Annotated in this window: 19 protein-coding genes; 7 read left to right on the top strand and 12 right to left on the bottom strand. The window is 64.3% G+C overall.

The annotated features are described in order from the left end of the window. Window positions 1-12: 12 nt before the first annotated feature. The 8 genes from NL2_RS15740 to NL2_RS15705 form a co-directional block, all read right to left on the bottom strand. Window positions 13-3,498 carry an indolepyruvate ferredoxin oxidoreductase family protein gene (locus tag NL2_RS15740; RefSeq protein ID WP_068076648.1) on the bottom strand — a complete coding sequence of 1,162 codons (3,486 nt, stop codon included), beginning with the start codon at window positions 3,496-3,498 and terminating at the stop codon, window positions 13-15. Continuing rightward, window positions 3,495-4,493, bottom strand: a complete 999-nt coding sequence (locus tag NL2_RS15735; RefSeq protein WP_068076647.1) for an amidohydrolase family protein — start codon at window positions 4,491-4,493, stop codon at window positions 3,495-3,497. The genes NL2_RS15740 and NL2_RS15735 overlap by 4 nt, the downstream gene beginning before the upstream one ends. Window positions 4,494-4,506: 13 nt before the next feature. After that, window positions 4,507-5,295, bottom strand: coding sequence for an SDR family NAD(P)-dependent oxidoreductase (locus tag NL2_RS15730; protein ID WP_068076646.1), 789 nt, complete (start codon window positions 5,293-5,295; stop codon window positions 4,507-4,509). An 8-nt stretch (window positions 5,296-5,303) separates the two neighbouring features. Then, entirely contained in the window at window positions 5,304-6,215 is a 912-nt protein-coding gene (locus NL2_RS15725) for a VOC family protein (protein ID WP_068076645.1), read from the bottom strand. Window positions 6,216-6,240: 25 nt separating this feature from the next. Then, window positions 6,241-6,729 (bottom strand): aromatic-ring-hydroxylating dioxygenase subunit beta, encoded by a 489-nt coding sequence (locus NL2_RS15720; protein WP_068076644.1) that lies wholly within the window; start codon window positions 6,727-6,729, stop codon window positions 6,241-6,243. Window positions 6,730-6,733: 4 nt separating this feature from the next. Beyond that, window positions 6,734-8,065, bottom strand: coding sequence for an aromatic ring-hydroxylating oxygenase subunit alpha (locus tag NL2_RS15715; protein WP_068076643.1), 1,332 nt, complete (start codon window positions 8,063-8,065; stop codon window positions 6,734-6,736). A 100-nt stretch (window positions 8,066-8,165) separates the two neighbouring features. Next, window positions 8,166-9,086, bottom strand: coding sequence for an NADP-dependent oxidoreductase (locus NL2_RS15710; protein ID WP_068076642.1), 921 nt, complete (start codon window positions 9,084-9,086; stop codon window positions 8,166-8,168). Between the two features lie 127 nt (window positions 9,087-9,213). Beyond that, window positions 9,214-10,116, bottom strand: a complete 903-nt coding sequence (locus NL2_RS15705; RefSeq protein ID WP_068076669.1) for an SDR family NAD(P)-dependent oxidoreductase — start codon at window positions 10,114-10,116, stop codon at window positions 9,214-9,216. A gap of 170 nt (window positions 10,117-10,286) precedes the next feature. Here NL2_RS15705 and NL2_RS15700 point away from each other — a divergent pair, with 170 nt between their 5' ends. The 4 genes from NL2_RS15700 (at window position 10,287) to NL2_RS15685 (ending at window position 14,814) form a co-directional block, all read left to right on the top strand. Continuing rightward, window positions 10,287-11,543 (top strand): Rv3169 family protein, encoded by a 1,257-nt coding sequence (locus tag NL2_RS15700; RefSeq protein ID WP_068076641.1) that lies wholly within the window; start codon window positions 10,287-10,289, stop codon window positions 11,541-11,543. Window positions 11,544-11,620: 77 nt separating this feature from the next. After that, entirely contained in the window at window positions 11,621-12,769 is a 1,149-nt protein-coding gene (locus NL2_RS15695) for an acyl-CoA dehydrogenase family protein (protein WP_245647719.1), read from the top strand. Between the two features lie 10 nt (window positions 12,770-12,779). After that, complete coding sequence (locus tag NL2_RS15690; protein ID WP_068076640.1) at window positions 12,780-13,946, top strand: acyl-CoA dehydrogenase family protein; 1,167 nt, start codon at window positions 12,780-12,782, stop codon at window positions 13,944-13,946. Between the two features lie 13 nt (window positions 13,947-13,959). Continuing rightward, entirely contained in the window at window positions 13,960-14,814 is an 855-nt protein-coding gene (locus tag NL2_RS15685) for a MaoC/PaaZ C-terminal domain-containing protein (protein ID WP_068076639.1), read from the top strand. 120 nt (window positions 14,815-14,934) lie between these two features. Here NL2_RS15685 and NL2_RS15680 read toward each other — a convergent pair whose 3' ends face one another. Then, window positions 14,935-15,945, bottom strand: a complete 1,011-nt coding sequence (locus NL2_RS15680; protein WP_084356136.1) for a TIGR03617 family F420-dependent LLM class oxidoreductase — start codon at window positions 15,943-15,945, stop codon at window positions 14,935-14,937. A 31-nt stretch (window positions 15,946-15,976) separates the two neighbouring features. Then, a complete protein-coding gene (locus NL2_RS15675) occupies window positions 15,977-16,600 on the bottom strand; it encodes a glutathione S-transferase family protein (RefSeq protein ID WP_068076638.1) in 624 nt (207 codons plus the stop codon). Between the two features lie 92 nt (window positions 16,601-16,692). Between NL2_RS15675 and NL2_RS15670 the strand changes: the two genes are divergently transcribed. From NL2_RS15670 to NL2_RS15660, 3 genes are read left to right on the top strand one after another with little or no spacing between them, the layout of a single operon-like run. Next, complete coding sequence (locus tag NL2_RS15670; protein ID WP_068076637.1) at window positions 16,693-17,874, top strand: acyl-CoA dehydrogenase family protein; 1,182 nt, start codon at window positions 16,693-16,695, stop codon at window positions 17,872-17,874. A 10-nt stretch (window positions 17,875-17,884) separates the two neighbouring features. Then, entirely contained in the window at window positions 17,885-19,036 is a 1,152-nt protein-coding gene (locus NL2_RS15665; protein WP_068076636.1) for an acyl-CoA dehydrogenase family protein, read from the top strand. A gap of 16 nt (window positions 19,037-19,052) precedes the next feature. Then, the gene (locus NL2_RS15660; RefSeq protein WP_068076635.1) at window positions 19,053-19,415 is read left to right on the top strand and encodes an EthD domain-containing protein; all 363 of its coding nucleotides are present in this window, start codon (window positions 19,053-19,055) and stop codon (window positions 19,413-19,415) included. 33 nt (window positions 19,416-19,448) lie between these two features. On the opposite strand, the gene NL2_RS15655 is transcribed toward NL2_RS15660, so the two are convergent. Together NL2_RS15655 and NL2_RS15650 are read right to left on the bottom strand one after the other, a co-directional pair. Next, window positions 19,449-20,852, bottom strand: coding sequence for an aldehyde dehydrogenase family protein (locus tag NL2_RS15655; protein ID WP_068076634.1), 1,404 nt, complete (start codon window positions 20,850-20,852; stop codon window positions 19,449-19,451). Window positions 20,853-20,881: 29 nt separating this feature from the next. After that, the gene (locus NL2_RS15650) at window positions 20,882-23,185 is read right to left on the bottom strand and encodes a TonB-dependent receptor (protein WP_169799527.1); all 2,304 of its coding nucleotides are present in this window, start codon (window positions 23,183-23,185) and stop codon (window positions 20,882-20,884) included. Window positions 23,186-23,243: the final 58 nt, after the last annotated feature.

The following is a 23,243-nucleotide window of genomic DNA, read 5'->3' as shown; positions in this document are numbered from 1 at the left end:
ACGACGCATGGTTCAAGCCGCCGCCTTCACTGGCGTATCCAGCGCTGCGATCAGCTTCGCCTTCTCCGCCTCGTACAGCACCGCATTCTCGTCCTTCACGTGGCCATAGCCTTTGACCATGTCGGGCAGCGCGGCGATCGCGGCGATCTGTACTTGCGTACCGGCGTTGAGATGCGGCAGCAGCGCGTCGATCATGTCGCGGTATTCGCCGATCATCCGGCGCTCCATGCGGCGTTCCGCGCTTTTGCCGAACACGTCGAACAGTCCTCCACGCAAGCTCTTCATCTTCGCCAGAAGCTTGAACCCGGTGAAGATCCACGGCCCGAACTCGATCTTGCGCGGTTCACCGCCGGCTTTGCGCGGCCGTGAGATCAGCGGCGGCGCCAATTGCACGCGCAGCTTGAAGTCGCCTTCGAACTGCTGCTCGATCCGCTCGCGGAACTCGGGCGCGCTGTAAAGCCGGGCGACTTCGTATTCGTCCTTGTACGACATCAGCTTGGACAGATAGCGCGCGACCGTCTCGGTCACCTTGAGATCGCCGCCCAGCCCCGCTGCGGTTTCGGCAGCGCGGACTTTCGCCACAAAATCCGAATACGACTGCGCCCAAGAAGCGTCCTGCCACCCGGTAAGGTGCTTGATCCGGCGGGCCAGCAGCGCGTCGAGATCGAGCGATAGCGGCTCGCTGACTTTGTGCACGCCGGTGCGCGCCAGGTATTCGCCCAGCTTCACCCGGTCATGCGCCGCCAGGCGCCCCCAGTTGAACACCTGCATGGTCGACTTGACCTGGCTGCCGTTCAACTTGATCGCCTCTTCCAGTGAAGCGATCGACAGCGGCACCAGTCCCTGCTGCACGGCATAGCCCAGCATGAACATATTGGTGGTGATGCTGTCGCCCATCAGCTCGGTTGCGATTTCGGTTGCCGAAATGCCCTCGACATTGTCGCCGACTACCGAGCGCAGCAGCTCGATCTGCGCGTCGGAGGCGAAGTTGAGCGTGTTGTTCGACTGGAACTGCGCGGTCGGCACGACTTCGGTGTTGACGACGATGCGCGTGTCGGGCGCGACCATGTCGAGCGTGCCGGGGCTGGCGGTGACGACCATGTCGCAACCGATCACGAGATCGGCCGACTGGTTCCACAGGCGCGGCGCGTGGAGCTGTTCAGGCGATGGCGCGATGCGGATGTGGCTGAGCACGCCGCCGCCCTTCTGCGCCATGCCGGTCATGTCCATCACGCTGGCGCCCTTGTTGTCAAGGTGCGCGGCCATGCCCGCGATCGCCGCCACGGTCAGCACGCCGGTGCCACCGATGCCGGTCAGCAGGATATTGTAGACATCATCGTGCGGCTTGATCTGCGGCGCGGGGATCGCGGCGAACACCGACGCCAGCTCCTCATCGCGAAACGCCGCGCCGAACTTGCGCGGTTCACCGCCGATGACGCTGACGAACGACGGGCAGAACCCCTCCTGGCACGAGAAGTCCTTGTTGCATTGCGACTGGTCGATCTTGCGCTTGCGGCCGAACTCGGTGTCGACCGGCTGGACCGCAACGCAGTTCGACTTCTTGCTGCAATCGCCGCAGCCCTCGCACACGTCCTCGTTGATGAACACGCGCTTGGGCGGGTTAGCGAACGTGCCGCGCTTGCGACGACGGCGCTTTTCGGCGGCGCACGTCTGGTCATAGATGATTGCGGAAACGCCGGGATGCGCTTGCATCTCGCGCTGCACGTCTTCCAGATCGCGGCGATGGCGGATTGTGGTGCCTTCGGGCCAGCGCGTGTCGGAAGGATACTTGTCGGGTTCGTCGGTGACGATGACGACCGGCTTGACGCCTTCCCAATAGACCTGGTTGGCCATCGATTCCACGGTCAGCGTGCCGTCGAGCGGTTGACCCCCGGTCATCGCCACGGCATCGTTGTACAGCAGCTTGTAGGTCATCGTCGCGCCGCTCGCGACCGATGCTCGCACCGCGAGCAGGCCCGAATGGAAATACGTGCCATCGCCGATGTTCTGGAACGCGTGCGGCACGTCGATGAACGGGTGCAGCCCCGCCCACAGCATGCCCTCGCCGCCCATCTGCGCCGACCATTCGGTCGGGCGGTCGGGCATGAACATCGCGGCCAGGCCGTGGCAGCCGACTCCGGCAAAGGTCAGGCTACCATCGACCGTGCGGGTCGAGCTGTTGTGCGGACAGCCCGAGCAGAAGAACGCGGTGCGCATCAGCCCGGTCGGCTTGATCGCGTGGACTTTCGAGCGGCCTTCGCGGATGCGCGCGATCCGTTCAGCCAGCACCTCGTCGGCCAGCCCCAGCGCTTCGATCCGGCCGATCAGCACGTCGATCGCCAGATGAACCGATGTTTCGCCGAAATCGGGCACCAGCGGCTTGCCCGAAGGCTCGCGCTTGCCGGTCAGCACCGGACGCTCGTCGGCGGGCAGCGAATAGAGCATCGAGGCGAGCTGTTCCTCGATGAACGCGCTCTTTTCCTCGATCACCAGCACTTCGCGATGGCGGCGGCTGAACGCCAGCGCGCCTTCGGGATCGATCGGGAAGGTCATGCCGATCTTGTAGAGCCGGATGCCGAGCCGCTTGGCCCGCGCATCGTCGATACCCAGCTCGCTCAACGCCTCGCGCACATCGAGGTAGGGCTTGCCCGAGGTGACGATGCCCAGCTCGCGACGGTCGCCGTCGAAGATCAGCTTGTCGATGCCATTCGCGCGCGCGAACGCCTGCGCTGCGGGAAGCTTGTATTCGACCAGCCGTCGCTCGATCGGCAGCGGGAAGATATCGCCCTTGATCTTGTTGAGCCCGCCCAGCGGCATCATGAAATCGGGAATCACCGGCAGCGATTGCGAGCTGGACAGATCGACGGTCGAGGTGCGCTCGATCGTGTCGGTCACCACCTTGAACGCGGTATAGACCCCGGCAAAGCGCGACATCGCCCAGCCGAGCAGCCCGAAATCGAGATATTCCTGCGTGTTCGACGGGTACAGGATCGGCATCAGCGCCGCCTTCCACACCGGGTCGGACGAGGTCGCGGTCACGGTCGACTTGCCGCCGGTATCGTCGCCGCCGATCACCAGCACGCCGCCGTATTTGGCGCTGCCTTCAAGGTTGGCCTGGCGCATCACTTCGAACGCGCGATCGACGCCCAGGTTCTTGGCGTACCAGATCGCGAAAATGCCTTGGTACTTGGCCTGCTCGTAATAATGCAGCCACTGCGTGCCGCGGATCGAGGTGAGCGCCAGCTCCTCGTTCACGCCCGGCTGGAAGCGGATGTGGTTTTCCTTGAGCAGGTCGGACGCAGCCCACAAGTTGCTGTCGTAAACCCCCAGCGGCGATCCGCGATAGCCGGTGATATAGCCGGCGGTGTTCAGTCCGGCGGCCAGATCGCGCTGGCGCTGCATCATCGGCAGGCGCACCAGCGCCTGGTTCGACGAGATATATATCCGTCCTTCGTCCTGGGTGTACTTGTCGTCGAGGCGGATGGCGGTCTTGGTCATCGGGTCAGTCCCAGAAGGCGAGCGGCATTGCCGCCGAGGATGGCGTCGCATTCGGCCTGGGGCAGGCCGGTGGCGAAAATGAAGTTGGGCAGGTCGGTCTGACCGATCTCGGTCGGCCCGTCCGTGCCGGCAAGCAGGCGATCCGTGCCGAAACGGTCGGCGATGTAGCGCAGGTTTTCAGGCGAGAAGACGACGGTGTCGTACCAGAACCGGCGCGCGTATTGCGTCGGCGGCACGGTCAGCGCGCCCTGCATCGCGGCGGGAAACTTGCGCCAGACCAGCTCCATCCGGTCGATCACCGAACCGATCATCCCGCCACCGTGTGCGAACACGATGTCGAGCCGGGGGAACCGCGCGAAAATGTCGGTCGCCATGAATCCGGCGAGCGCAGTCGTGCCCTCATAGGGAATGCCGACCACGGCAGCCATCAGCGGCGGACCCTCGATCCGCTCGAGCCCGCCCGGCTTGATGCCGTGGACGAACAACGGCAGGCCGTGCCGCTCCGCCTCCGCCAGCACTGGATAAAACGCTTCGGCCGCGATCGAGGTGCCGTTGACGTGGCTGCCGACGAAAATGCCCGACAGCCCCAGTTTCGCGATGGCTGCAACTTGCGCCACCATGTGGCCCACGTCCTGCAACGCCACGATCCCCAGCCCGCGCAACCGCCCGTCCGATCGCGCCACCATGTCGGCGCACGACACGTTCATCGCGTCGGTCAGGATCGCACCGGCCTGTGGCGCAAGCCAGTAGGACAGCAGTTCGGGCAGCGGGCAGATCACCTGTACGTCGGTGCCCGCCGCATCCATCGCGGCGATGCGGCGGTCCACATCCCAGTACAGCGTCTCGAAATCGCGGAACTTCGCCTCGCCCACGAACATCGTCGCAGCCGAACCGTCGGCTGCATGGCGCAGGCTCGGCCAGGCCGGTTCGGTCAATTCCGCCGGCTTCTCCGGAAACGCGGCGGGTATGAAGTGATTGTGGAAGTCGACGATCATCGCGCCGACCCGATCACATCATCCATTGCGCACCGTTGATGCTGTGGATCTGCCCGTTGATCGCCTGCGCATCGTCACCCGCAAGAAACGCGACCAGCGCGGCGACTTCGTGCATTTCGGTAAAGCGCTGCGCCGGAATCTCGAGCCGGGCGACCTCGCGCGGGTGCACGCTCATCTTGTACTTGGCGAGAACCTCGGGGTTGTCGCTCATCATTTCCTGCAAGTCCTCGGTCAGCACGCCACCGGGGGACACCGCGTTGAACGTCACGCCATGCCTGGCAAACTCGAACGCCAGACCGGTGATCATCGCATGGACGCCGCCTTTGGCCGCGTTGTAGCCCGCGTGGCTGTAGGTGCCGGTATGCACCGAATCCGCGCCGATGTTGATGATGCGCCCCGCCTGCCGCGCGATCATCGCGGGCAGGAACGCGCGCGTGCACCAGATCGTGGTCCACAGATTGCGGTCGATCGTCTGGCGCAGCGTTTCGGCGGTATGCTCAAGGAACGGGCGGATCACCCCGCCGCCGGCATTGTTGACGAGGATGTCGCAGCGGCCGTGCGTCGCCACGGTCGCGGCGAGCAAGGCTTGCGCGCCGTCCTCCGCGCTGAGATCGGCGGCATGATGCACCGCCCCGGGCGAACCCGCTGCCTCAAGCTCGGCGCACAGCGCCGCCAGTCCGTCGCCGTTGATGTCCGAAATCATCAACGCCGCGCCTTCGCGCGCAAGCCGCGTGGCGATCGCCTTGCCGATGCCGCGTGCTGATCCGGTGACGACCGCGATCTTGCCTTCGAGCGTACCCATATCCCGGCTCAGCCCGTGACCAGGCCAGGGAATTTGGCCGCGTGCTGCGTGTCGGGCCTGGCGTCCCACAGGTCGAGGTTCTCGGGCGCGGACGACATCCGCCGGGGTTCGCGCGCGCCGGTTTCCGGAAACTGCTCCATCCCCAGCGTATATTCCCACACGAAGTAATCGGGATCGTAGATATACAGGTGGATGCTGCCCGAGGTCGGGTGGCGGCCGATGCCGAACTGGATCTGCACATCGAAGCGCTTGATCCGGTTGAACAGCTTGCCGATGTCATCGATCTCCTCGACCATGAAGGCAAGGTGGTGGAACATCGGCTTTGGCGCGGGAAAGCCCAGCGGCGCGAAGCTGTGATGGTTGGGATTGGGGAACGCGCGCAGCAGCGCGGCACCCCAGCCTTCGAGATAGTCGGACACTAGGAAACCCATGTTCTCGACCATGTAGTCGGTCACGGCCTTGCAGTCGGGCGTGATCAATCCGTAGTGCTTGCCGCCCTGGAACTTGGTCAGCGTGTTCTTGCGCGGCACCGAAGTGTAGCTCATCCGGGCATAGTATTCCCAGATCGTGTTGAGCTTGGGCTCGACGATGCGGAACGCGCGCTCCAGCCCGAGCGAGGCGGCTTCGTCGTGCGGGACCAGCTGCGGCGCCAGCCCGATGCGCTGGTAATGCGCAAGCGCCTGGTCCAGATCGTCCTCGCTCTCAAGTTCCCAGCTCGATCGCGCGAAAGCAGCCTTTTCGGCGGGAACGAGCATGATGTCGTGGTGGTTCGGGCCGGTGCGGAAAAAGCGCGCGCCGCCCTCACCTTCCCCGGCGGCGTCCATGCCGAACACATCGGTCGCGAACGCCGACGATTTGCCGATGTCGGTGACGTTGAGCGTAAGGTAGCCAAGCCTGCGGTAGCGAAAATCGACGGCCATTGCCGTGCCCTCCCAAAATGCGAAGTCAGAGGATAATCGTCAGCCGGCCCTGGTTGTACAGGCTGTTGAGATCGAGCACGCAGCGCTTGTGCAGGATGCGGGCATCGGTGCCCGATCCGGCGATCGTGAAGAACGCCTCACCCATGTAGATCGTGCTGTTGTCTTCCTTGGTACGAAAGACCGCAAAGTTGGCGCGGCACTTCGTCTCGTCGCCCTCGCCGCCCGTCACCCGGACGTTGCTGACCATGTGGCGGGTCTTGGAGTGCGGATATTCGGCGTGCGCCGTCTTCTTCATCAGCCGCTTGGCGCGGCCGGTGATGCGATCGTACTTGTCCGAAATCAGGAACAGCGTGTTGGCTGCATCGGCTCCGTAAGGATCGGCGCAGGCCGGCGAGGTCACTTCATAGAGCGAGTCCGGCGTGTACATCGCCGCCCAGTCCATCAGTTCCCAGGCATCGAGCAGTTCGGCTTCGTGGAACAGGACGTCCTCGGCCTCGGTGCGGGTCATCACCATCGAACTATTCCACCTCCAGCTTGATCTTGCCGTTCATCACGCGGTCCCACATCGTCCAGTAGGCCTGCATCTGGATCTCGTCGTCGGGCGCGCCCGAAGCGTGGCACGGGTCTTCGGACTTGCCGAAGCCCTTGGAAATCTCGCTCCATTCCACCGGCGTGTGACTGGCTGCGGTCTGGCACAGTTCGAGCATTTCGATATCGTCGGGCGAACCGAACCCGGCCGGGCCGAGGAACGACACGAAATTGTCGAGCCGCATCGCGCGCAAGGTATCGCTCTCGTCGGTCGGGCCCATTGCCCAGGCGGTGACGCGGATGCGGTTCTCGCTCTCCGGCTCGATGATCCGCACGGTAACCGACAGGATGTCGTTGATCACCAGATTGGGAAAGATCACCAGGTTCTTCTGCGTGGTGGCAATATAGTTGGCGCGCTCCTCGCCGAACCTTTCGACCAGCCGGGCATACTTGCCCTCGATCTCGGGCTTCACTTCGGGGCCGAACGAGGGCAGCCACTGCGCTACCGGGCGGCCCGTAGGCACATAGCTGTCGAGGATGGCGTGCCCGTTGCCCAATGCGCGCACCGCGCCCATCGTGGTGTAATCGGCCAGCGTCTGGTCGATCAGTGCCGCAGCGGGCGTGCCCTCCAGCTGGTCGCGCAGGAAATCGAAGTACGAGGCATGCACCGGGAACAGGTGGTAGCCATCGTAGCTGTTCTCGCACAGCAGCTTGTAGTTGGCGTTGATCGAATACGTGTGCTCGCCCGACAGGATCACCTGCTTGGCTTCGGTCTGGTCCATCAGCGCGTCGATCGCGTCGCGGGCGTTATCGAGGTAATCGTAAAGGCTGATCGCCTTGGGATTGAAGTTGACGAACCAGAAGCCGCGATATTCCTCCAGCCGTTCGACGCTGCGCAAATCGAGGTGGCCGTCGGCATTGATGTCGTCGTGGTAGCCGGTCTTGGCGTTCTGCGAGGCCAGCTTGCCTTCCGAATTGAACACCCAGCCGTGGTAGGGGCAGGTGAACGTGCGGGCATTGCCGGTGCGTTCGCGGCAGACTTTGGCGGCGCGGTGGGTGCAGGTGTTGTAGTGTGCGCCGACGGCGCCGTTCTTGTCGCGGTTGAAGATGATGTCGCGGCCACCGACCCGGCGCGCATGGAAATCGCCCTTCTTCGCCAGCTCGCTGTCATGGCCGAGATACAGCCAGCACTTGCCGAAGATCAGCTCTTTCTCGCGCTCGAACACCTCGGCGCTGCGATAGGCGTCGCGGTGAACGCGAAACGATCCCTTGGCAGGATCGGCCACTACCAGCGAAGCGGGGTCCCGGTCGTACAGGGCCATCGCGATTCTCTCCCAAATTCGGTCGATTTCAACCTATGTGCCCGCATATAGTAAGGAACCGAACTTTTTTCGCAACCGGGAAAGCGTGATTTTTTTGTGGTCAATCTGCCGTCAGCACGATCTTGCCGCGCGTGTGGCCGACCATGCTGAGGCGCAGTGCGTCGGTGGCGGCGGCCAGTGGGAACGTGGCGGCGATGTCGGCGCGCAATTCGCCGCGATCCATCATCGCCGAAAGCTCGCGCAACTGCGCACCGTTGGGCCTCACCCGCACCTTGTAACTGCGCACGCCATCGACAACTTCTTCGGCCGGCGCGGTCGCCCCGCCCGCGACGCGCAGCACCGAGCCGCCCTCGCGGACCAGCGCCCACAGCCCCGATTCGAGCGAATTGCCGACCAGATCGAGCAGCACGTCCATGTCGCGCGCCATGCTTCCTGGCGAGGTGTTGCGGAAATCGACCACCTCATCGGCGCCGAGCCCACGCACGAATTCGGCGTTGGCATCCGATGCCGAGCCGATGACGTGGGCACCGCGTGCTTTGGCGATCTGCACCGCAACGCTGCCCACTCCGCCCGCCGCATTGTGGACCAGCACTTTCAGCCCCGAAAGATCGCGGCCATCGGCGGCGAATGCCTGCCACGCGGTCAGCGCCACCAGCGGGATCGCGGCAGCCTGCGGACACGTGATGTCGCCGCCGATCGGCGCAACGATATCATCGACCAACACGATGGATTCGGCATAACCGCCGGTCAGGCCGGGATGCGCGAACACCCGGTCACCGCGCGCAAACCCGGTCACGCCCTCACCCACCGCATCGACCACGCCCGCAACGTCGCCGCCCGGCACCAGCGGCAGCGGCGGCAGCACCGGTGCCTTGCCGCTGAGCAGCTTCCAATCGACCGGATTGACCCCCATCGCCCTGACCGCAATCCGCACCTGGCCCGGGCCGGGTGCAGGTGCATCGATCGTATCGAGCACTAGCTTGTCGACTCCGCCGAATTCATGGGCGCGCACGATCCGCATCGGAAACTCTCCTCGGGTTTTGGAACCAGTCACTCAGTCGGCGATCCGACAATTGGGGGTTGAGGCCTGAGGGGTTGAGGCCTGAGGGGTTGAAGCCTCAGGGGTTGAAGCCTCAGGGGTTGAAGCCTCAGGGGTTGAGGAACGTGTCACGCTCGATCCCGGCGTTGTATCCGGCGGCGGCGAGGGCATGGCGCAGCGATTCCTCGACGCCGGCGGCATCGCGCGATGCCGTGGCGCGAGGGCCGTGCTTCCAGCCGTCGCCGACCGTATAGCCAAAGCCCCAGACTTCGGCGAACACGCGCCCGGTGATATCCTTGGCGGCGGGGCTGGCAAGGAACGTGACCAGCGCGGCGATCCATTCCGGGTCGCGCCGTTCCAGCATTTCCCCGGTCACTTCGCGCAAGCCTTCGGTCATGCGCGTTTGTGCGCGCGGGGCCAGCGCGTTCACGGTCACGCCGATGCGCGACAGTTCGCGCGCCAGGATGATCGAGAACGAGGCGATGCCCGCCTTGGCTGCGCCGTAGTTGGTCTGGCCGATATTGCCGAACAGGCCCGAGCCGGAGCTGGTGTTGATGATCCGCGCATCGCGCTGGCGCCCGGCCTTGCTTTCCAGCCGCCAATAGTTGGCGGCGTGGTGGCTGGGCGCGAACGTGCCCTTGAGGTGGACCCGGATCACCAGATCCCAGTCTTCCTCGGTCATGTTGACCATCATCCGGTCGCGCAGGATCCCGGCGTTGTTGATCAGGATGTCGAGCCCGCCGAACGAATCGATCGCCTGCTGGATCATCTGCTGCGACTGGGTCCAGTCGGAAACGTCGGCGCCGTTGACTTCGGCCTGGCCACCGGCGGCGCGGATTTCATTGACCACTTCCTGCGCCGGCGAAAGATCCACGCCGTTGCCCGCCGCGTCTCCGCCCAGATCATTGACGATCACTTTCGCGCCTTCGGCTGCCAGCTTCACCGCATAGGCCTTGCCCACGCCGCGCCCGGCCCCCGTAACGATCGCAACCCGTCCTTCGCAAATGCCCATCGAGCCCTCCATCTGCCTGTACTGTTTGTCCCGCACCCCAAATTAGAAAGGATGCGAATTGTCATATTGCAAACTATATCGAACGCCGCTTATTGAACGGCATTGGGAGTGTCAACGGCGGGCGTGTCAAACGCGCTGCGATCCGCACGACCCTTCCGGGAGAAGATGGCATGGCCGAACATGATTTCGAGAAGATGGCGCTGACGCCGCTGGACGAATATCCGTTCCACGCGACGCCCTATCCGATGTCGTACATTCCCAACTCCGATCCGGCGTGGGACGACGGCTATTATTTCCTCGCCTACGATCTCGACACCGGCGCATCTGTGTGGACCGGCATGCGCATCGCCCCCAACAGCAACATGATCGGCGGTTATGCCAACACCAACGTGCGCGGGGTGCAGCGTGCCGTCCGGCTGAGCCGGATCTGGCGCCCCGATTTCGATGTCGCAGTCGGCCCGCTGAGGTTCGAGTTCGTCGAGCCGCTGAAGGCGATCCGGCTGATCTGCGAACCCAACGAATCGGGCATCGCATTCGATATCCTGTGGCGCGGACTTTCGCCGTGCCATCTCGCCGCGCACCACCGCGCGGTGCGCGCCGGGCGGCTTGCCACCGACCAGAGCCGCTACCACCAGGTCGGTCAGGCCACAGGCTGGATGCAGGTGGGCGACCAGCGCTGGGACATGCCCGAGGATGCGCCGTGGGGCGGTTCGCGCGACCGGTCGTGGGGCATTTACGAAAGCCGCCCGCCGCTCGCCGCCGCGCCGAAATTCCTGCCGCCGGTCGAGCCGGCTGGAACGCCGCGCGCGCTGCGGTTTTCCTGCTTCGTCGAGTGCGAAAACCTGTCGGCCTACTTCCACTTCCACGAAGGCCCGAACGGCGAGCGCGACGGGCTTAACGACGCATTCGGCATCCCGCTGGAAGGTTCGGTCGATTTCGGCTGGCCGGGTGACGAAGGACATCGCGAGAAGATCGCGTTCACCGATTACGACCACAAGCTCAACTGGCGCCCCGGCACGCGATCGGTCACCGATGGCACGGTCACGCTTACCGACGCCAACGGCAGCCAGTGGTCGCTCGCGCTCGATGTGCGCCATCCGCCGCACGTGCTGGGCCAGATCGGCTACCATGTCGGCGCATGGAGCGATGGCGGCACGATCCACACCTGGCACGGGCGCAGCCCCGCGCTGGAATGGGACGAGTTCGATTTTTCGCAGCAACCCTGCCAGCACACCTTCCCCGGCAACGGCGAGACGCGGACCGTTTTCGGGGTCGAGCATCTTGCCGCCGTGACGCTGACCGCGCCCGACGGCACCGTCCACAACGGCCGCGCGCAGTTCGAGGTGTTTCTCAACGGTCGTTACGCACCTTACGGTTTCGAGGGTCAGGAAAACCACGGCGGCCTGACCGGCCGCGGAATCGCCTGATCTTGCAGCATACCGCAGCATTGACTTTATGTAAACTGATGTACTAACTGCCGGTAGCCGGCTGATTGGAGCTTGAAGTGCAGACCATCCCCCGCCCCGTCTACGGCGAAGAGCACGAGATGTATCGCGATGCCGTGCGCCGGTTCATCGCCGCCGAAGTCACGCCCCACCACCGCCAGTGGGAGGAAGACGGCGTCGTCAGCCGCGAAGTCTGGCGCAAGGCCGGTGCTTCCGGTTTCCTGTGCTCCAACGCGCCCGAGGAATTCGGCGGCGCGGGCGCGGATTACAAATACAACGCCGTGTTCACCGAAGAGCTGGGTTTTGCCGGCGCGACCGGACCGGGCTTTGCCGTCCATTCGGACATGGCCGCCAATTATATCCTCAACTTCGCCAGCGACGAACTGAAGCACAAATGGCTGCCCAAGATGGTCAACGGCGAATGCATCGTCGCGCTCGGCCTGTCCGAACCCGGCGCGGGCAGCGACCTCAAGGCGATCAAGACGTCGGCGGTCCGTGACGGTGACGAATACGTCATCAACGGCCAGAAGACCTATATCTCCAACGGCCAGCTGGCCGACATCGTCGTGCTGGCGTGCAAGACCGATCCGGCGGCCGGTGCGCGCGGCATGACCTTCATCATCGTCGAAACCGATCGCCCCGGCTTTGCGCGCGGGCGCAACCTGGAAAAGCTGGGCTTGCTGGCGCAGGACACGTCCGAGCTGTTCTTCTCCGATGTGCGCGTGCCGGTGACCAACCGCATTGGCGAAGAAGGCCAAGGCATGGCCATCGCCGTGCACAACCTGGCCGAGGAGCGCCTGTCGATCGCGGTCCACGCCGTCGGCATGTGCAAGTTCATGCTGGACGAGACGATCGCCTACACCAAGGACCGCATGATTTTCGGCAAGGCGGTGGCGGAATTCCAGAACACCCGCTTCAAGATCGCCGAAATGGCCGCGCAGACGCAGGCGATGCAGGTGTTCGTTGATCGCTGCGTCGAACTGGCCTGCACCCGCGATCTCGACATCGAGACCGCCGCGATGGCCAAGATGCTGGTCGGCGAACTCCAGTGGAAAATCGCCGACGAATGCCTGCAATTCTATGGCGGCGCGGGCTACATGCTGGAATACCCGATCGCACACGCATTCATCGATTCACGCATTCGCAAGATCGCCGGCGGTTCGTCGGAAGTCATGCGTGAAATCATCAGCCGCAAACTTTTCCGCTGAGGGCACGCACATGGAAATGGAACTTAACGACACCCAGAAATCGGTCCAGGAGGGTGTGGCCAAAGTCGTCGAGCAATTCGGCGACGAATACTGGTCGAAGCTCGACCAGACGGGTGAATTTCCGCACGAATTCCACAAGGCCATGGCCGATGGCGGCTGGCTGGGCATCACCATGCCCGAACACCTCGGCGGCGCGGGCCTTGGCGTGACCGAAGCGGCGATCATGATGAACACCGTGACCAAGGGCGCGGGCGGCTATTCGGCCGCCTCCACCATCCACATGAACCTGTTCGGCCCGCACGCGGTGGTCGTGTTCGGCAATCCCGAACAGCAGGAGCGCATGCTGAAGCCCCTGATCGCTGGCACCGACAAGGCATGCTTCGGCGTGACCGAACCCGACGCGGGCCTCGACACCACCAGCATCAAGACGTTCGCGACCAAGGTCGATGGCGGGTACCGCATCACCGGGCGCAAGATCTGGACCTCGACCGGCCAGGTCGCCAACAAGATCGTCATTCTGGCACGCACCACACCCAAGGATCAGTGCAAGAAGCCCACCGACGGGATGAGCTTTTTCTACACCGACCTCGATCATTCCCAGATCGAAGTGCGCCGCATCCCCAAGATGGGCCGCAACGCGGTGGATTCGAACGCCACGTTCATCGACGATTATTTCGTGCCCGATTCCGACCTGATCGGTGAGGAGGGCAAGGGCTTCAACTACATCCTCCACAGCCTCAACCCCGAACGCATCCTCGTCGCCGCCGAAGCGGTCGGGCTTGGCCAGGGCGCGCTCGCGCGCGTTTCGCAATATGCCAAGGACCGCCACGTGTTCGGCCGCCCGATCGGCATGAATCAGGGCATCCAGCACCCGCTCGCGGAAAGCTGGATGGCGCTGGAATCTTCGTTCTGGATGGTGATGCGCGCAGGCTGGATGTACGACGCCAAGAAATCGTGCGGTGCCGAGGCCAACGCCGCCAAGTTCCTCGCCGCGCGCGCCGCGTTCGATGCCTGCACCCGCGCCGTGATGTTCCACGGCGGCATGGGCTACAGCCGCGAATACCAGGTCGAGCGCTTGTTCCGCGAATCGATCCTGCTGCGCATCGCCCCGGTGACCGAGCAGATGATCATGAACTTCATCGGCGAAAAGGTCCTTGGGCTGCCCAAATCGTACTGAGAGCAAGACACCGATGAACCGCGACGCCATCATCAACCGCGCCTTCCCCGATACGACGCAGACCTACACCTTCAAGGACACGATCCTGTACGCGCTGGGCGTGGGCTTCGGCGCTGAACCGCTAGACGCCGGCCACTTGCGGTTTCTCTATGAGGACGGGCTGCAGGCGATGCCAACACTGGCCAACGTGCTGGGCCATCCCGGCATGTGGATCCGGGGCGAGGAATACGGCGTCGACTGGAAGAAGCTGCTCCACGCCGAACAGCGCATGGAAATGCACGCGGTGCTGCCACCGGAGGGCAACATCACGGCCAGCCACCACATCATGGGCCTGCGCGACATGGGCGAGCGTGGCGCGATGCTCCACCAGCGCAAGGTGGTAAGCAACGCCGAAACCGGCGAGAAGCTGGCCACCGTCACCAACACGCTGATGCTGCGCGCCGACGGCGGCTGCGGCGATTTCGGCGATGTGCCCACCGAACTGACCAAGCTGCCCGAAACCGCGCCTGACTCCACGCTGGAGGTTCAGGCGACCGAGATCCAGCCGCTGATCTATCGCCTGTCGGGCGACCTCAACCCGCTGCACATCGATCCCGCCGTGGCGACCGTGGCGGGCTTCCCCCGTCCGATCCTCCACGGCCTCGCGACCAAGGGCATGGCGGGTTACGCGCTGATCCGCCAGTTCTGCGGCATGGATGCGCGGCTGCTGGGCTCGATGGCGGTGCGCTTTACCCGACCCGTGCTGCCGGGCGACCTGCTCCGTTTCGAATTCTGGGGTTCGGGATCGGGTACGGTGCGCTTCCGCGCGGTGGTGCCCAACCGCGACAACACCGTCGTGCTTGATCGCTGCACTGCCGAGATCGGGTGAGCGCATCAGACCAAGAATTTGTCTCTGAGTGCGTCCCCGCGAAGGCGGGGAGCATAGGCATTCAGCCGCAACTGAACTCCAAACCGCCTGAGGCCCCCGCCGTCGCGGGGGATCGCATTTCTATGATGTCCGCTGCGCCTTGAACGCGCGCATCACCGGGTCGGGCATGCCTGGTCCCTGCCCCGAATAGCCGCACAGCATGTCGAAGATCCCGCCATAGCGCCGCTCGATCTCCGCCGCCGCCTCGGCCGGTTTGCCGACCACGCAGTAGGTGTTGAGGATCTCGTCGCTCACCAGCTTGCCCATGTCGGCCCACTGGCCGGCTTTGGACAGGCGCAGCATTTCGGGGTGGATGTCGCCGAACCCCTCGGCCTCGAGCACGCCGACATAGGCCGGGGTCGAGCAATAGAACGCCACCGATTCGCGGGCGTGGGCCACGGCCTTTTCCAGTTCCTCGTCCGTTTCGCCCGAGGCGATGAACGGCATGCCGACCAGCCGGAACTTCGCCCGGTCGCGCCCGTGTGTCGCCAGCGATTCCTCGACCAGCGGCAGCGTCACGCTGCGCAAGTATTTGGGCGAGGTGAAGCTGTGACACAGCAGCGCGTCGGCCACTTCGCCCGCCACCTTGGTCATCTCCGGACCCACAGCGGCCAGTCCCACCAGCGGCCGCCCGAACGGGTGCTCCACCGGCGTGAACATGTGCGTCATCAGCGTGTGGTTGTAGAACCGCCCCTCGAACTTCAGCGGCTTGCCGTCATGCCAGCAATCCCAGATCGCGTGCATCGCCTGGATGAATTCGCGCATGCGCGGCGCGGGGTTGGACCACGGCATGCCATAACGCCGTTCGATATGCGGCTTGATCTGCGAGCCGATGCCCAGCGTAAACCGCCCGCCCGAAATCTGGTTGAGATCGTTGGCCGACGCCGCGGCCAGCATCGGCGTGCGCGCCAGCGCCACCGCGATGTAGGTCATGATCTCGACCGTCCTGGTCCGGTCCGCCACCAGCGTGGAAAGCACGAACGGATCGTGTTTCGACTCGTTGGTGAAGATCGCGTCGAACCCGTCGGCTTCCCATTCAGCCGACTTGGCGATTGCCTGCTGCGGCGAGGTCGTCATCGTCGCGATTTTCATGGCGCTTGCTCTCCCGTCAAATGCGCGGTTGTCAGATGGTGGCGAGCCCGCTCTCGTCGATCGCCTGCACCCGCAGGAACGCGGGCCGCGCAGTGCAGCGCGCCAGCCAATCGGCGATCAGCGGAAACGGCGCCATGTCGATGCGCGGCGCGATCCCGGAAATCGGGAACGCGGTGTTGATATCGCCGATCGTAAAGCCGTCCCCGGCGACATAGGCGTTGCCCGCCGCCAGATGCGTTTCGAGCGCGCCGAGCGTTACCGCCACGTTGGCGAGGCACGTCGCCACGACATCGCCATTGGGCGCCTCGCCCGCCTGCCCGGCCCGGCGGATTTCGCGGACCATGATCGTGAAATGGAACTCGACCTCGGTGATCGCCCAGCTCGACCACTGGTCGATCCGCGCGCGCAGGCGCGGGGCGGAGGGCAGCAGTTCGCTGGGTTGCAGCGAGGCAAGATACGCCGTGATCGCCACGGATTCGGTCAGCACGAAATCGCCATCGACCAGCACCGGCACTTTGCCCATCGGGTTGAGCGCGAGGTACGCAGGCGCCTTGCTGTCGGGCACCGCAACCTGGGTATAGGCCAGACCCAGTTCTTCCAGCGCCCACAGGCAGCGCGCCACCCGGCTCGGCTTGGTGCCATAGATCGTCAGCATATTTTGTGCTCTCCCGCTTGACCTGGAATTAACACGCTGGTTTAAAGTGTGCTAGCGAATAAAAGCGCGACATGCGCTGGAGAGAGCCGCGAATGGCAACCAACAGCTTCGACGCCTGGCGGCGCAATTCGCCGTATTATGGCGAGACGCATCAGGCATTGGCCGACAGCGTGCGCACGTTTATCACGCGCGAGGCGCTGCCCCATGTCGATGCGTGGGAGGACGCCGGCATCGTTCCGCGCAGCTTTCAGGAGAAAGCCGGCGCGGCGGGGCTGCTGGGCCTCGGCTTCCCCGAGGCGTTCGGCGGCACGTCGGACGGCATCGACAGCTTCCACAAGCTGGTGCTGGTCGAAGAAACCGCGCGGTGCGGTGCGGGCGGCGTGCAATCGGGCCTGTTCACCCACATGGTCGCGATGCCCCTGCTGATCGAGAATGGCGACCCCGATCTGGCCCGCGCGATCGTCCCCGAAGTGATCGCGGGCCGCACGATCATCGGCATCGCGGTGACCGAACCATCGGGCGGATCGGACGTCGCCGCGCTGCGCACCACCGCGCGGCGCGATGGCGATCAGTTCATCGTCGATGGCTCCAAGACGTTCATCTCCAACGGCATGCGCGGCGATTATTTCGTCACTGCGGTGCGCACGGGCGGTGCGGGCATGGGCGGCATATCGATGTTGCTGATCCCAGCGGACAGCGCAGGCTTTTCGCGCACCTCGCTGAAGAAGATGGGCTGGCATTCGGGCGATACCGCCACACTCCACTTCGATGGCGTGCGCGTGCCGGCGCGAAACCTGCTGGGTGAGGAGAACAAGGGCTTCAAGCCGATCTTGCGCAACTTCAACTGGGAACGCATTCAGGCCGCGCAGCAGTGCACCGCGTTCGCGCGGATCGCGCACGAGGAAGCGGTCGACTGGGCCAACGCCCGCGTCACCTTCGGCAGCAAGCTGGGCGCGCATCCGGTGATCCGCTCAAAACTGGCCGACATGAAACGCCACATCGACGCGACCCAAGCCTGGACCGACCTGTGCGCGTGGCAGTTCGATCGCGGCAGCGAGGTCGCCGCCGATATCGCGCTGCTCAAAGTGCAGGCGACGCAGATGTTCGAAAAAGTGCTGCGCGAGGCGGCGCAAGTGCTCGGCGGCGCCAGCTTCGTGCGCGGCACGCTGACCGAACGCATTTATCGCGAAGTGCGGGTGGTCGCGATCGGCGGCGGCTCCGAAGAAATCCTGCTCGACCTCGCCGGGCGCCAGCTTGGCTACGGCCTCAACTGAAGGACTCCCGATGCCTTACCAAACCACTGAATCGCTCTGGGGTCCGGAACATCAGATCTTCCGCGAAACCGTGCGCCATTTCATCGCCACCGAGATCGAGCCCAATGTCGATGAATGGGTCCACAACCACGAAATCCCGCGCAGCTTCTGGCTGAAGGCGGCCGAAGCGGGCATCCTCGGTGTCGACATCCCGGTCGAATACGGCGGCCCGGGCGGCGATTTCCTCCACCGGCTCGTGATCGCGGAGGAGATCGGCTATACCCCGGCGGGCGCGAGCATGGCGCCGTCGCTGATCGCCGACGGCACGACCGAAATCCTGTTCCGCTCGGCCAATGAGGCGCAGCGCCGCCAATACATCCCCGCCATGGTCCGCGGCGAACTGCTGTTCGGGCTGGCGATCACCGAACCCGACAGCGGCAGCGATGTTTCCGCGATCCGTTCCACCGCCACGCGCGACGGCGACGAATGGGTTATCAACGGCTCGAAGACCTACATCAGCCAGGCCAATGTCGCCGATGCATTCATGGTCGTGGTCCGCACCAGTGAAGCGCCGGGCGCCAAGGGCCTGTCGGTGATCATCGTCGAGGCCGACCGCCCCGGTTTCCGCCGGGGCAAGGAACTGCACAAGATGGGGGTCAAGGCCTCCAACACCGGCGAGATCAGCTTCGACAACGTGCGCGTTCCGGCCGAAAACCTGCTGGGCGAGGAAGGGCGCGGCATGGCGATCTGCCTGGGCGGAGTGAACATGGACCGCATCACATGGCCGCTGATCGCGCACGCCGCCTCGCAGCGCGCGTTCGAGGAAACGGTCGAGTTCGTCAAGAACCGCAAGGCGTTCGGCCAAACGATCTTCGATTTCCAGAACACCCAGTTCAAACTGGCCGAAATGAAAACCGAGATGGCGGTGGGCCGCGCCTTCCTCGACGAAGTGATCCGCGACTATCAGGCCAACGGCAAGCTCGACAACCTGAAGTGCGCGATGGCCAAGATGTGGCTGCCCGAGATGGAAGCGCGCGTGATGGACGGCTGCGTCCAGCTTCACGGCGGCGCGGGGTACATGGACGAATACCCGATCTCGCGGCTTTATACCGCCGCGCGGCTGCACCGCATTTTTGCGGGAACGGCGGAGATCATGCGGCTGCTGGTTGCCCGGTCGATCTGATGAGAAGGCCCATCTGATGTTCAAGGTCATGTTGCTCGCGAAGAAGCGCCCCGACCTCAGCGCCGAGGCGTTTCGCGACTATTATTCGAACCACCACGTCCACCTGATGAACCGCCTGCTCGAACACGGCGCGGCAGTCCACCGGCGCAACTTCGTGATCCACCCCGATCCCGCCACGCCGGGCGAGGTCGATGTCATCAGCGAGGTGTTCTACGAAGACCGCAGCGTGGCCGAGGCCACCATGCGCGAACTCGCCGACCCCGAAGTCCACCGCCAGCGGATCGAGGACGAGCAGCGCTTCCTGATCCCGGAATCGGTGCGGGTGTTCATGGTCGAGACCGACGAGACGGTGTTCCGGCCGATGGACGGTTGCCGGTAGCGCGCCCATCGCGCCGCCGCGACCGCCCGACCATCAGGCGGGCACGAACACCAGCCGGCGCTGGGTGAATTCCTCCAGCCCCGCCTGCCCCAGTTCCTGCCCCATGCCCGATTGCTTGGCCCCGCCCATCGCGATGAACGGGTTGATGTTCATGTGACTGTTGATCCACACCATCCCGGTTTCCAGCTGGCCAGCGACGTCGAGCGCACGCGCCTTGTCGGTGGCCCATACAGTACCGCCCAGGCCCTGGTCGGTGTCGTTAGCCCGCGCTATCGCGTCGGCCACGTCGCTGTAGCGCAGCACCGGCAACACCGGGCCGAACTGTTCCTCGCGCACGATCCGCGCATCGTCGGGCACGTCACGCACGATCGTCGGGCGGATGAAATAGCCGGGGCGATCGAGCGCGGCGCCGCCGTGGACTTTGCCGACGGTGGCGGCGTCCGCGATCATCTCGCGGACTTTGTCGTACTGCGCCTTGTTCTGCAGCGGGCCGTATTGCGCGCCCTGCTTGGCGCCATCGTCGACCACCGCGAGGTCGGCCAGCACTTCCAGCTCGTCGCAGATCGCGTCGTATTGGGATTCATGGACATATGCGCGCTTGATTGCGAGGCAGACCTGGCCTGAATTGACCATCGCGCCTTCAAACAGGCTTTTGGCCGCGCTTTTGGGTTCGACATCGTCGAGCACGATCGCGGCGTCGTTGCCGCCCAGTTCCAGCGTGATCCGCTTGAGCAGGCTCGATGCGCTAGCCATCACCTTGCGGCCCGTGGCGGTCGATCCGGTGAACGATACTTTGGCGACATCGGGATGCGCGGTCAGCACGCCGCCCAGATCGTTGGCGTCGGTGACCATGTTGAACACACCGGCGGGCACGTACTTGTTGAAGATCTCGCCAATCCGCAACGAGGCGAGTGGCGTGGTCGGCGCGGGTTTGCACACCAGCGTGTTGCCGGCGAGCAGCGCGGGCGTGGCTTTCACCGCCAGCAGCGAGATCGGGAAATTCCACGGCGCGATCGCGGCGACCACGCCAAGCGGATAGCGCTGTTCCACGAACCGCCCGTTCTCGTCGTCCTGCACCACCTTGTCGACCAGATGGAGGCTGGCAAGCGCGCGCAGGATGAACGCCGAACCGCCGATTTCCTCCATCGCCTTGTCCAGCGGCTTGCCCTGTTCGGACGTGAGGAGGCGCGCGAGTTCATCGATGCGCGCCTCCATCTCGTCCGCCACCTTCATCAGCGCAGCCCGGCGATCCGCGATGGGCGTTGCCGCCCATCCCGCGAATGCCGCCTTGGCCGCCGCGACGGCGGCATTCACCTGCGCCTCGTCGGCACGGGGGCAATCGACGATCGACGTTTCGGTCGCCGGATTGATGACCGGCATGGTCGATGCGCCGGCAACCAGCTTGCCGCCGATGATCAGGTGAAAGGGTTCCATCATATCCTCAGGTATTTTGAGTATCGCAGGTATCAGAAATGGAAGCCGATCGATCCGCCGAACGTGCGCCCGGCGGCCGGAACACCTTCGTCACCCGAACCGTTCTCGTTGAGCGACAGCAGGTACTTCTTGTCGGTCAGGTTGCGCACGAAGCCGCGGATGTTGAAGTGACCGTCGGGCGCGGTCCACGTCATCTGCGCGTTGAACAGGCTGAACTTGGGCTGCTTCACGCGGTTGTCGACCGCCCAGAAGAAGCCGCTGTTGTACGACCAGTTGACGTTGGTGGCGAGCTCGCCGCCGGCCAGCGTCAGCTTGTTGTTCAGGCCCATGTTGAACGTGAAGTCGGGCGTGTTGACCAGCTTGTTGCCCGTGGCCGAGCAATAGAACTTGCCCGCGTTGGCCGCGCCGCTGCAGCCCGGGAACACATAGTTGCCGACGCCGGAAATGAACCCGGCACCCGGGATCAGGTTGTCGTAGCTCGGCGCACCGGCAGGCTGCGACAGGAACGAGACCGTCGCCACGGGGAAATCGCCGTAACGGTGATGGAGGTATGCCCCGCTGCCGCTGAGTGAGAACCCGGCGCCCAGTTCGGCGAGGAAATCGAAGTCAACGCCATAGATCTTGGCCGAGGCGGCGTTGGTCAGCGTGGTGCTGGCACCGTTGACCTGGAACGCCTGGATGTTCTTGTACTTGTAGTAGAATCCGGCCGCATTGAAGCGGATGCGGTTCATGATCGTGGACTTGAAGCCGATTTCTCCGGCGTCGAGCGTTTCGGGCTTGGCCGGAGCATCGCCGGGCGAGGTCAGGTTGAACACCCCGCTCTTGAAGCCGCGGCTGTAGCTGGCGTAGACCATCAGATCGCTGCTGAACTTGTGGTCCAGCGCCAGCCGCCAGGTCGCCTTGTTGAACGTCTTGGCCTGGTCGATCGTGCCCAGCGGAATCAGGAAGCCCGCCTTTTCGTCGCAGAACTGCGTGCACAACGCCGTGGGATCGGGCTCGATCGCCACCGCCTGGGTCGCATGCAGCTTGCGCTGGTCACTGGTATAGCGGCCGCCGACGGTCAGGTTGGTATCCTGCGCGAATTCCCACGTGACCTGGCCGAACCCGGCGTAGGACTTGGTCTTCTGCGCCGAGTAGATCACCAGCCGGTCAGGGCCGGGAGCCGAGCCGATGGCGGCGCCGACGATCTGGAACGGGTTATACTGGCTGGTGGCGTCCATGTAGAACAGGCCGGCGATTGCCTTGATCGGGCCGTGATCGTAAGCCAGCTGCAGTTCCTCGGTCCACTGCTTCTCCTGGTTGAACAGCGGCGCATCGACGATCTTGAGCGCGGTGGCATCGACGTCCACGCGCTGGAAGCCCTTCGATCCGCGATAGGCGACGATGTTGGTCAGACTGAAATCGCCCATGTGATGCTCGAGCTTGGCCGATCCGCCGTACATCTGCGTGTCGATCCGTGGCAGGAACTCGCTCTGCGAATCGTAGTAGCCGTTGCCCGCTGCGGTAAACGCGGCATAGCCGGTGCCGTTGATCAGTTGCGAGGTCGGCACCGGGCGATAGGCGATCGCGAACGAACCGCTGGTGCGCGCATAATCGCCGGCCAGCGTCAGCTTCGTGTCCGGCCCCAGTTCGAACAGCAGCTTGCTGCGAACGACGATATCGCGCGACTTGTTGACGTCCTGGTTGATGATCTTGTTGAAGCCGAAGCCCTTGTCCTGGTTGCGGTAATAGACCGCGATGTCCGCCGCGACGCCATGGGCGAGGCCGCCGGTGGCATAAAGGTTGCCCTCCATCGTCTGCAGGTTGCCATAGCCGAGCGAGGCATCCATCGAGAAGTCCTGCTGCGGCGTCTTGGTGATGACGTTGACCGCACCGCCGGTGGCGTTGCGGCCATAGAGCGTGCCCTGCGGGCCTTTCAACACTTCGATCCGCTCGATGTTGTTGAGCGCGAACGTGGCGCCCGCCATCGACGGAATATAGACGCCATCGACGAACGTGGCGACCGCGCTGTCCTGCCCGGTCGAGCCGCCCTGCGTGCCGACGCCGCGCAGCGTGAACACGGTCGCTTCGGTGGTGCGCGTCACATTCAGGCCAGCCACCGATTCCGCCAGATCCTGCGTGGTGCGGATGCCCGCTTCTGCCAGTGCGGCGGCGGGGACGGCGGAGATCGCGATCGGCACGCTCTGCAGGTTTTCCGCACGCTTCTGCGCGGTCACGACGATTTCCTGAAGCCCGGTCCCCTGGCCGGACGTGGCGTCAGCCGACTGCGCCAGCGCGGGCTGCGCCGCCATCGCGAAGCCCAGCGAAACCGATGCGAGCCATACTGCCTTTGTCATCATCATCCTCCCAGATGCACTACCTGTTTGACGTAGCAATCACTCTGAAAGTGGCATA

The sequence above is a fragment of the Novosphingobium lentum NBRC 107847 genome (genome assembly GCF_001590965.1).
In the GTDB taxonomy this organism is placed as follows: domain Bacteria; phylum Pseudomonadota; class Alphaproteobacteria; order Sphingomonadales; family Sphingomonadaceae; genus Novosphingobium; species Novosphingobium lentum.
Note: the sequence above shows the minus strand (reverse complement) of the source record. Positions and strands in the feature narration are given on the sequence as shown.

Coding starts and splice junctions, on each gene's coding strand:
- NL2_RS15665 (WP_068076636.1), top strand. CDS start 17,885: ATGCCTTACCAAACCACTGAATCGCTCTGGGGTCCGGAACATCAGATC.
- NL2_RS15660 (WP_068076635.1), top strand. CDS start 19,053: ATGTTCAAGGTCATGTTGCTCGCGAAGAAGCGCCCCGACCTCAGCGCC.
- NL2_RS15710 (WP_068076642.1), bottom strand. CDS start 9,086: ATGCGGATCGTGCGCGCCCATGAATTCGGCGGAGTCGACAAGCTAGTG.
- NL2_RS15735 (WP_068076647.1), bottom strand. CDS start 4,493: ATGATCGTCGACTTCCACAATCACTTCATACCCGCCGCGTTTCCGGAG.
- NL2_RS15650 (WP_169799527.1), bottom strand. CDS start 23,185: ATGACAAAGGCAGTATGGCTCGCATCGGTTTCGCTGGGCTTCGCGATG.
- NL2_RS15685 (WP_068076639.1), top strand. CDS start 13,960: ATGAACCGCGACGCCATCATCAACCGCGCCTTCCCCGATACGACGCAG.
- NL2_RS15730 (WP_068076646.1), bottom strand. CDS start 5,295: ATGGGTACGCTCGAAGGCAAGATCGCGGTCGTCACCGGATCAGCACGC.
- NL2_RS15725 (WP_068076645.1), bottom strand. CDS start 6,215: ATGGCCGTCGATTTTCGCTACCGCAGGCTTGGCTACCTTACGCTCAAC.
- NL2_RS15740 (WP_068076648.1), bottom strand. CDS start 3,498: ATGACCAAGACCGCCATCCGCCTCGACGACAAGTACACCCAGGACGAA.
- NL2_RS15675 (WP_068076638.1), bottom strand. CDS start 16,600: ATGCTGACGATCTATGGCACCAAGCCGAGCCGGGTGGCGCGCTGCCTG.
- NL2_RS15670 (WP_068076637.1), top strand. CDS start 16,693: ATGGCAACCAACAGCTTCGACGCCTGGCGGCGCAATTCGCCGTATTAT.
- NL2_RS15705 (WP_068076669.1), bottom strand. CDS start 10,116: ATGGGCATTTGCGAAGGACGGGTTGCGATCGTTACGGGGGCCGGGCGC.
- NL2_RS15715 (WP_068076643.1), bottom strand. CDS start 8,065: ATGGCCCTGTACGACCGGGACCCCGCTTCGCTGGTAGTGGCCGATCCT.
- NL2_RS15655 (WP_068076634.1), bottom strand. CDS start 20,852: ATGATGGAACCCTTTCACCTGATCATCGGCGGCAAGCTGGTTGCCGGC.
- NL2_RS15690 (WP_068076640.1), top strand. CDS start 12,780: ATGGAAATGGAACTTAACGACACCCAGAAATCGGTCCAGGAGGGTGTG.
- NL2_RS15680 (WP_084356136.1), bottom strand. CDS start 15,945: ATGAAAATCGCGACGATGACGACCTCGCCGCAGCAGGCAATCGCCAAG.
- NL2_RS15700 (WP_068076641.1), top strand. CDS start 10,287: ATGGCCGAACATGATTTCGAGAAGATGGCGCTGACGCCGCTGGACGAA.
- NL2_RS15720 (WP_068076644.1), bottom strand. CDS start 6,729: ATGGTGATGACCCGCACCGAGGCCGAGGACGTCCTGTTCCACGAAGCC.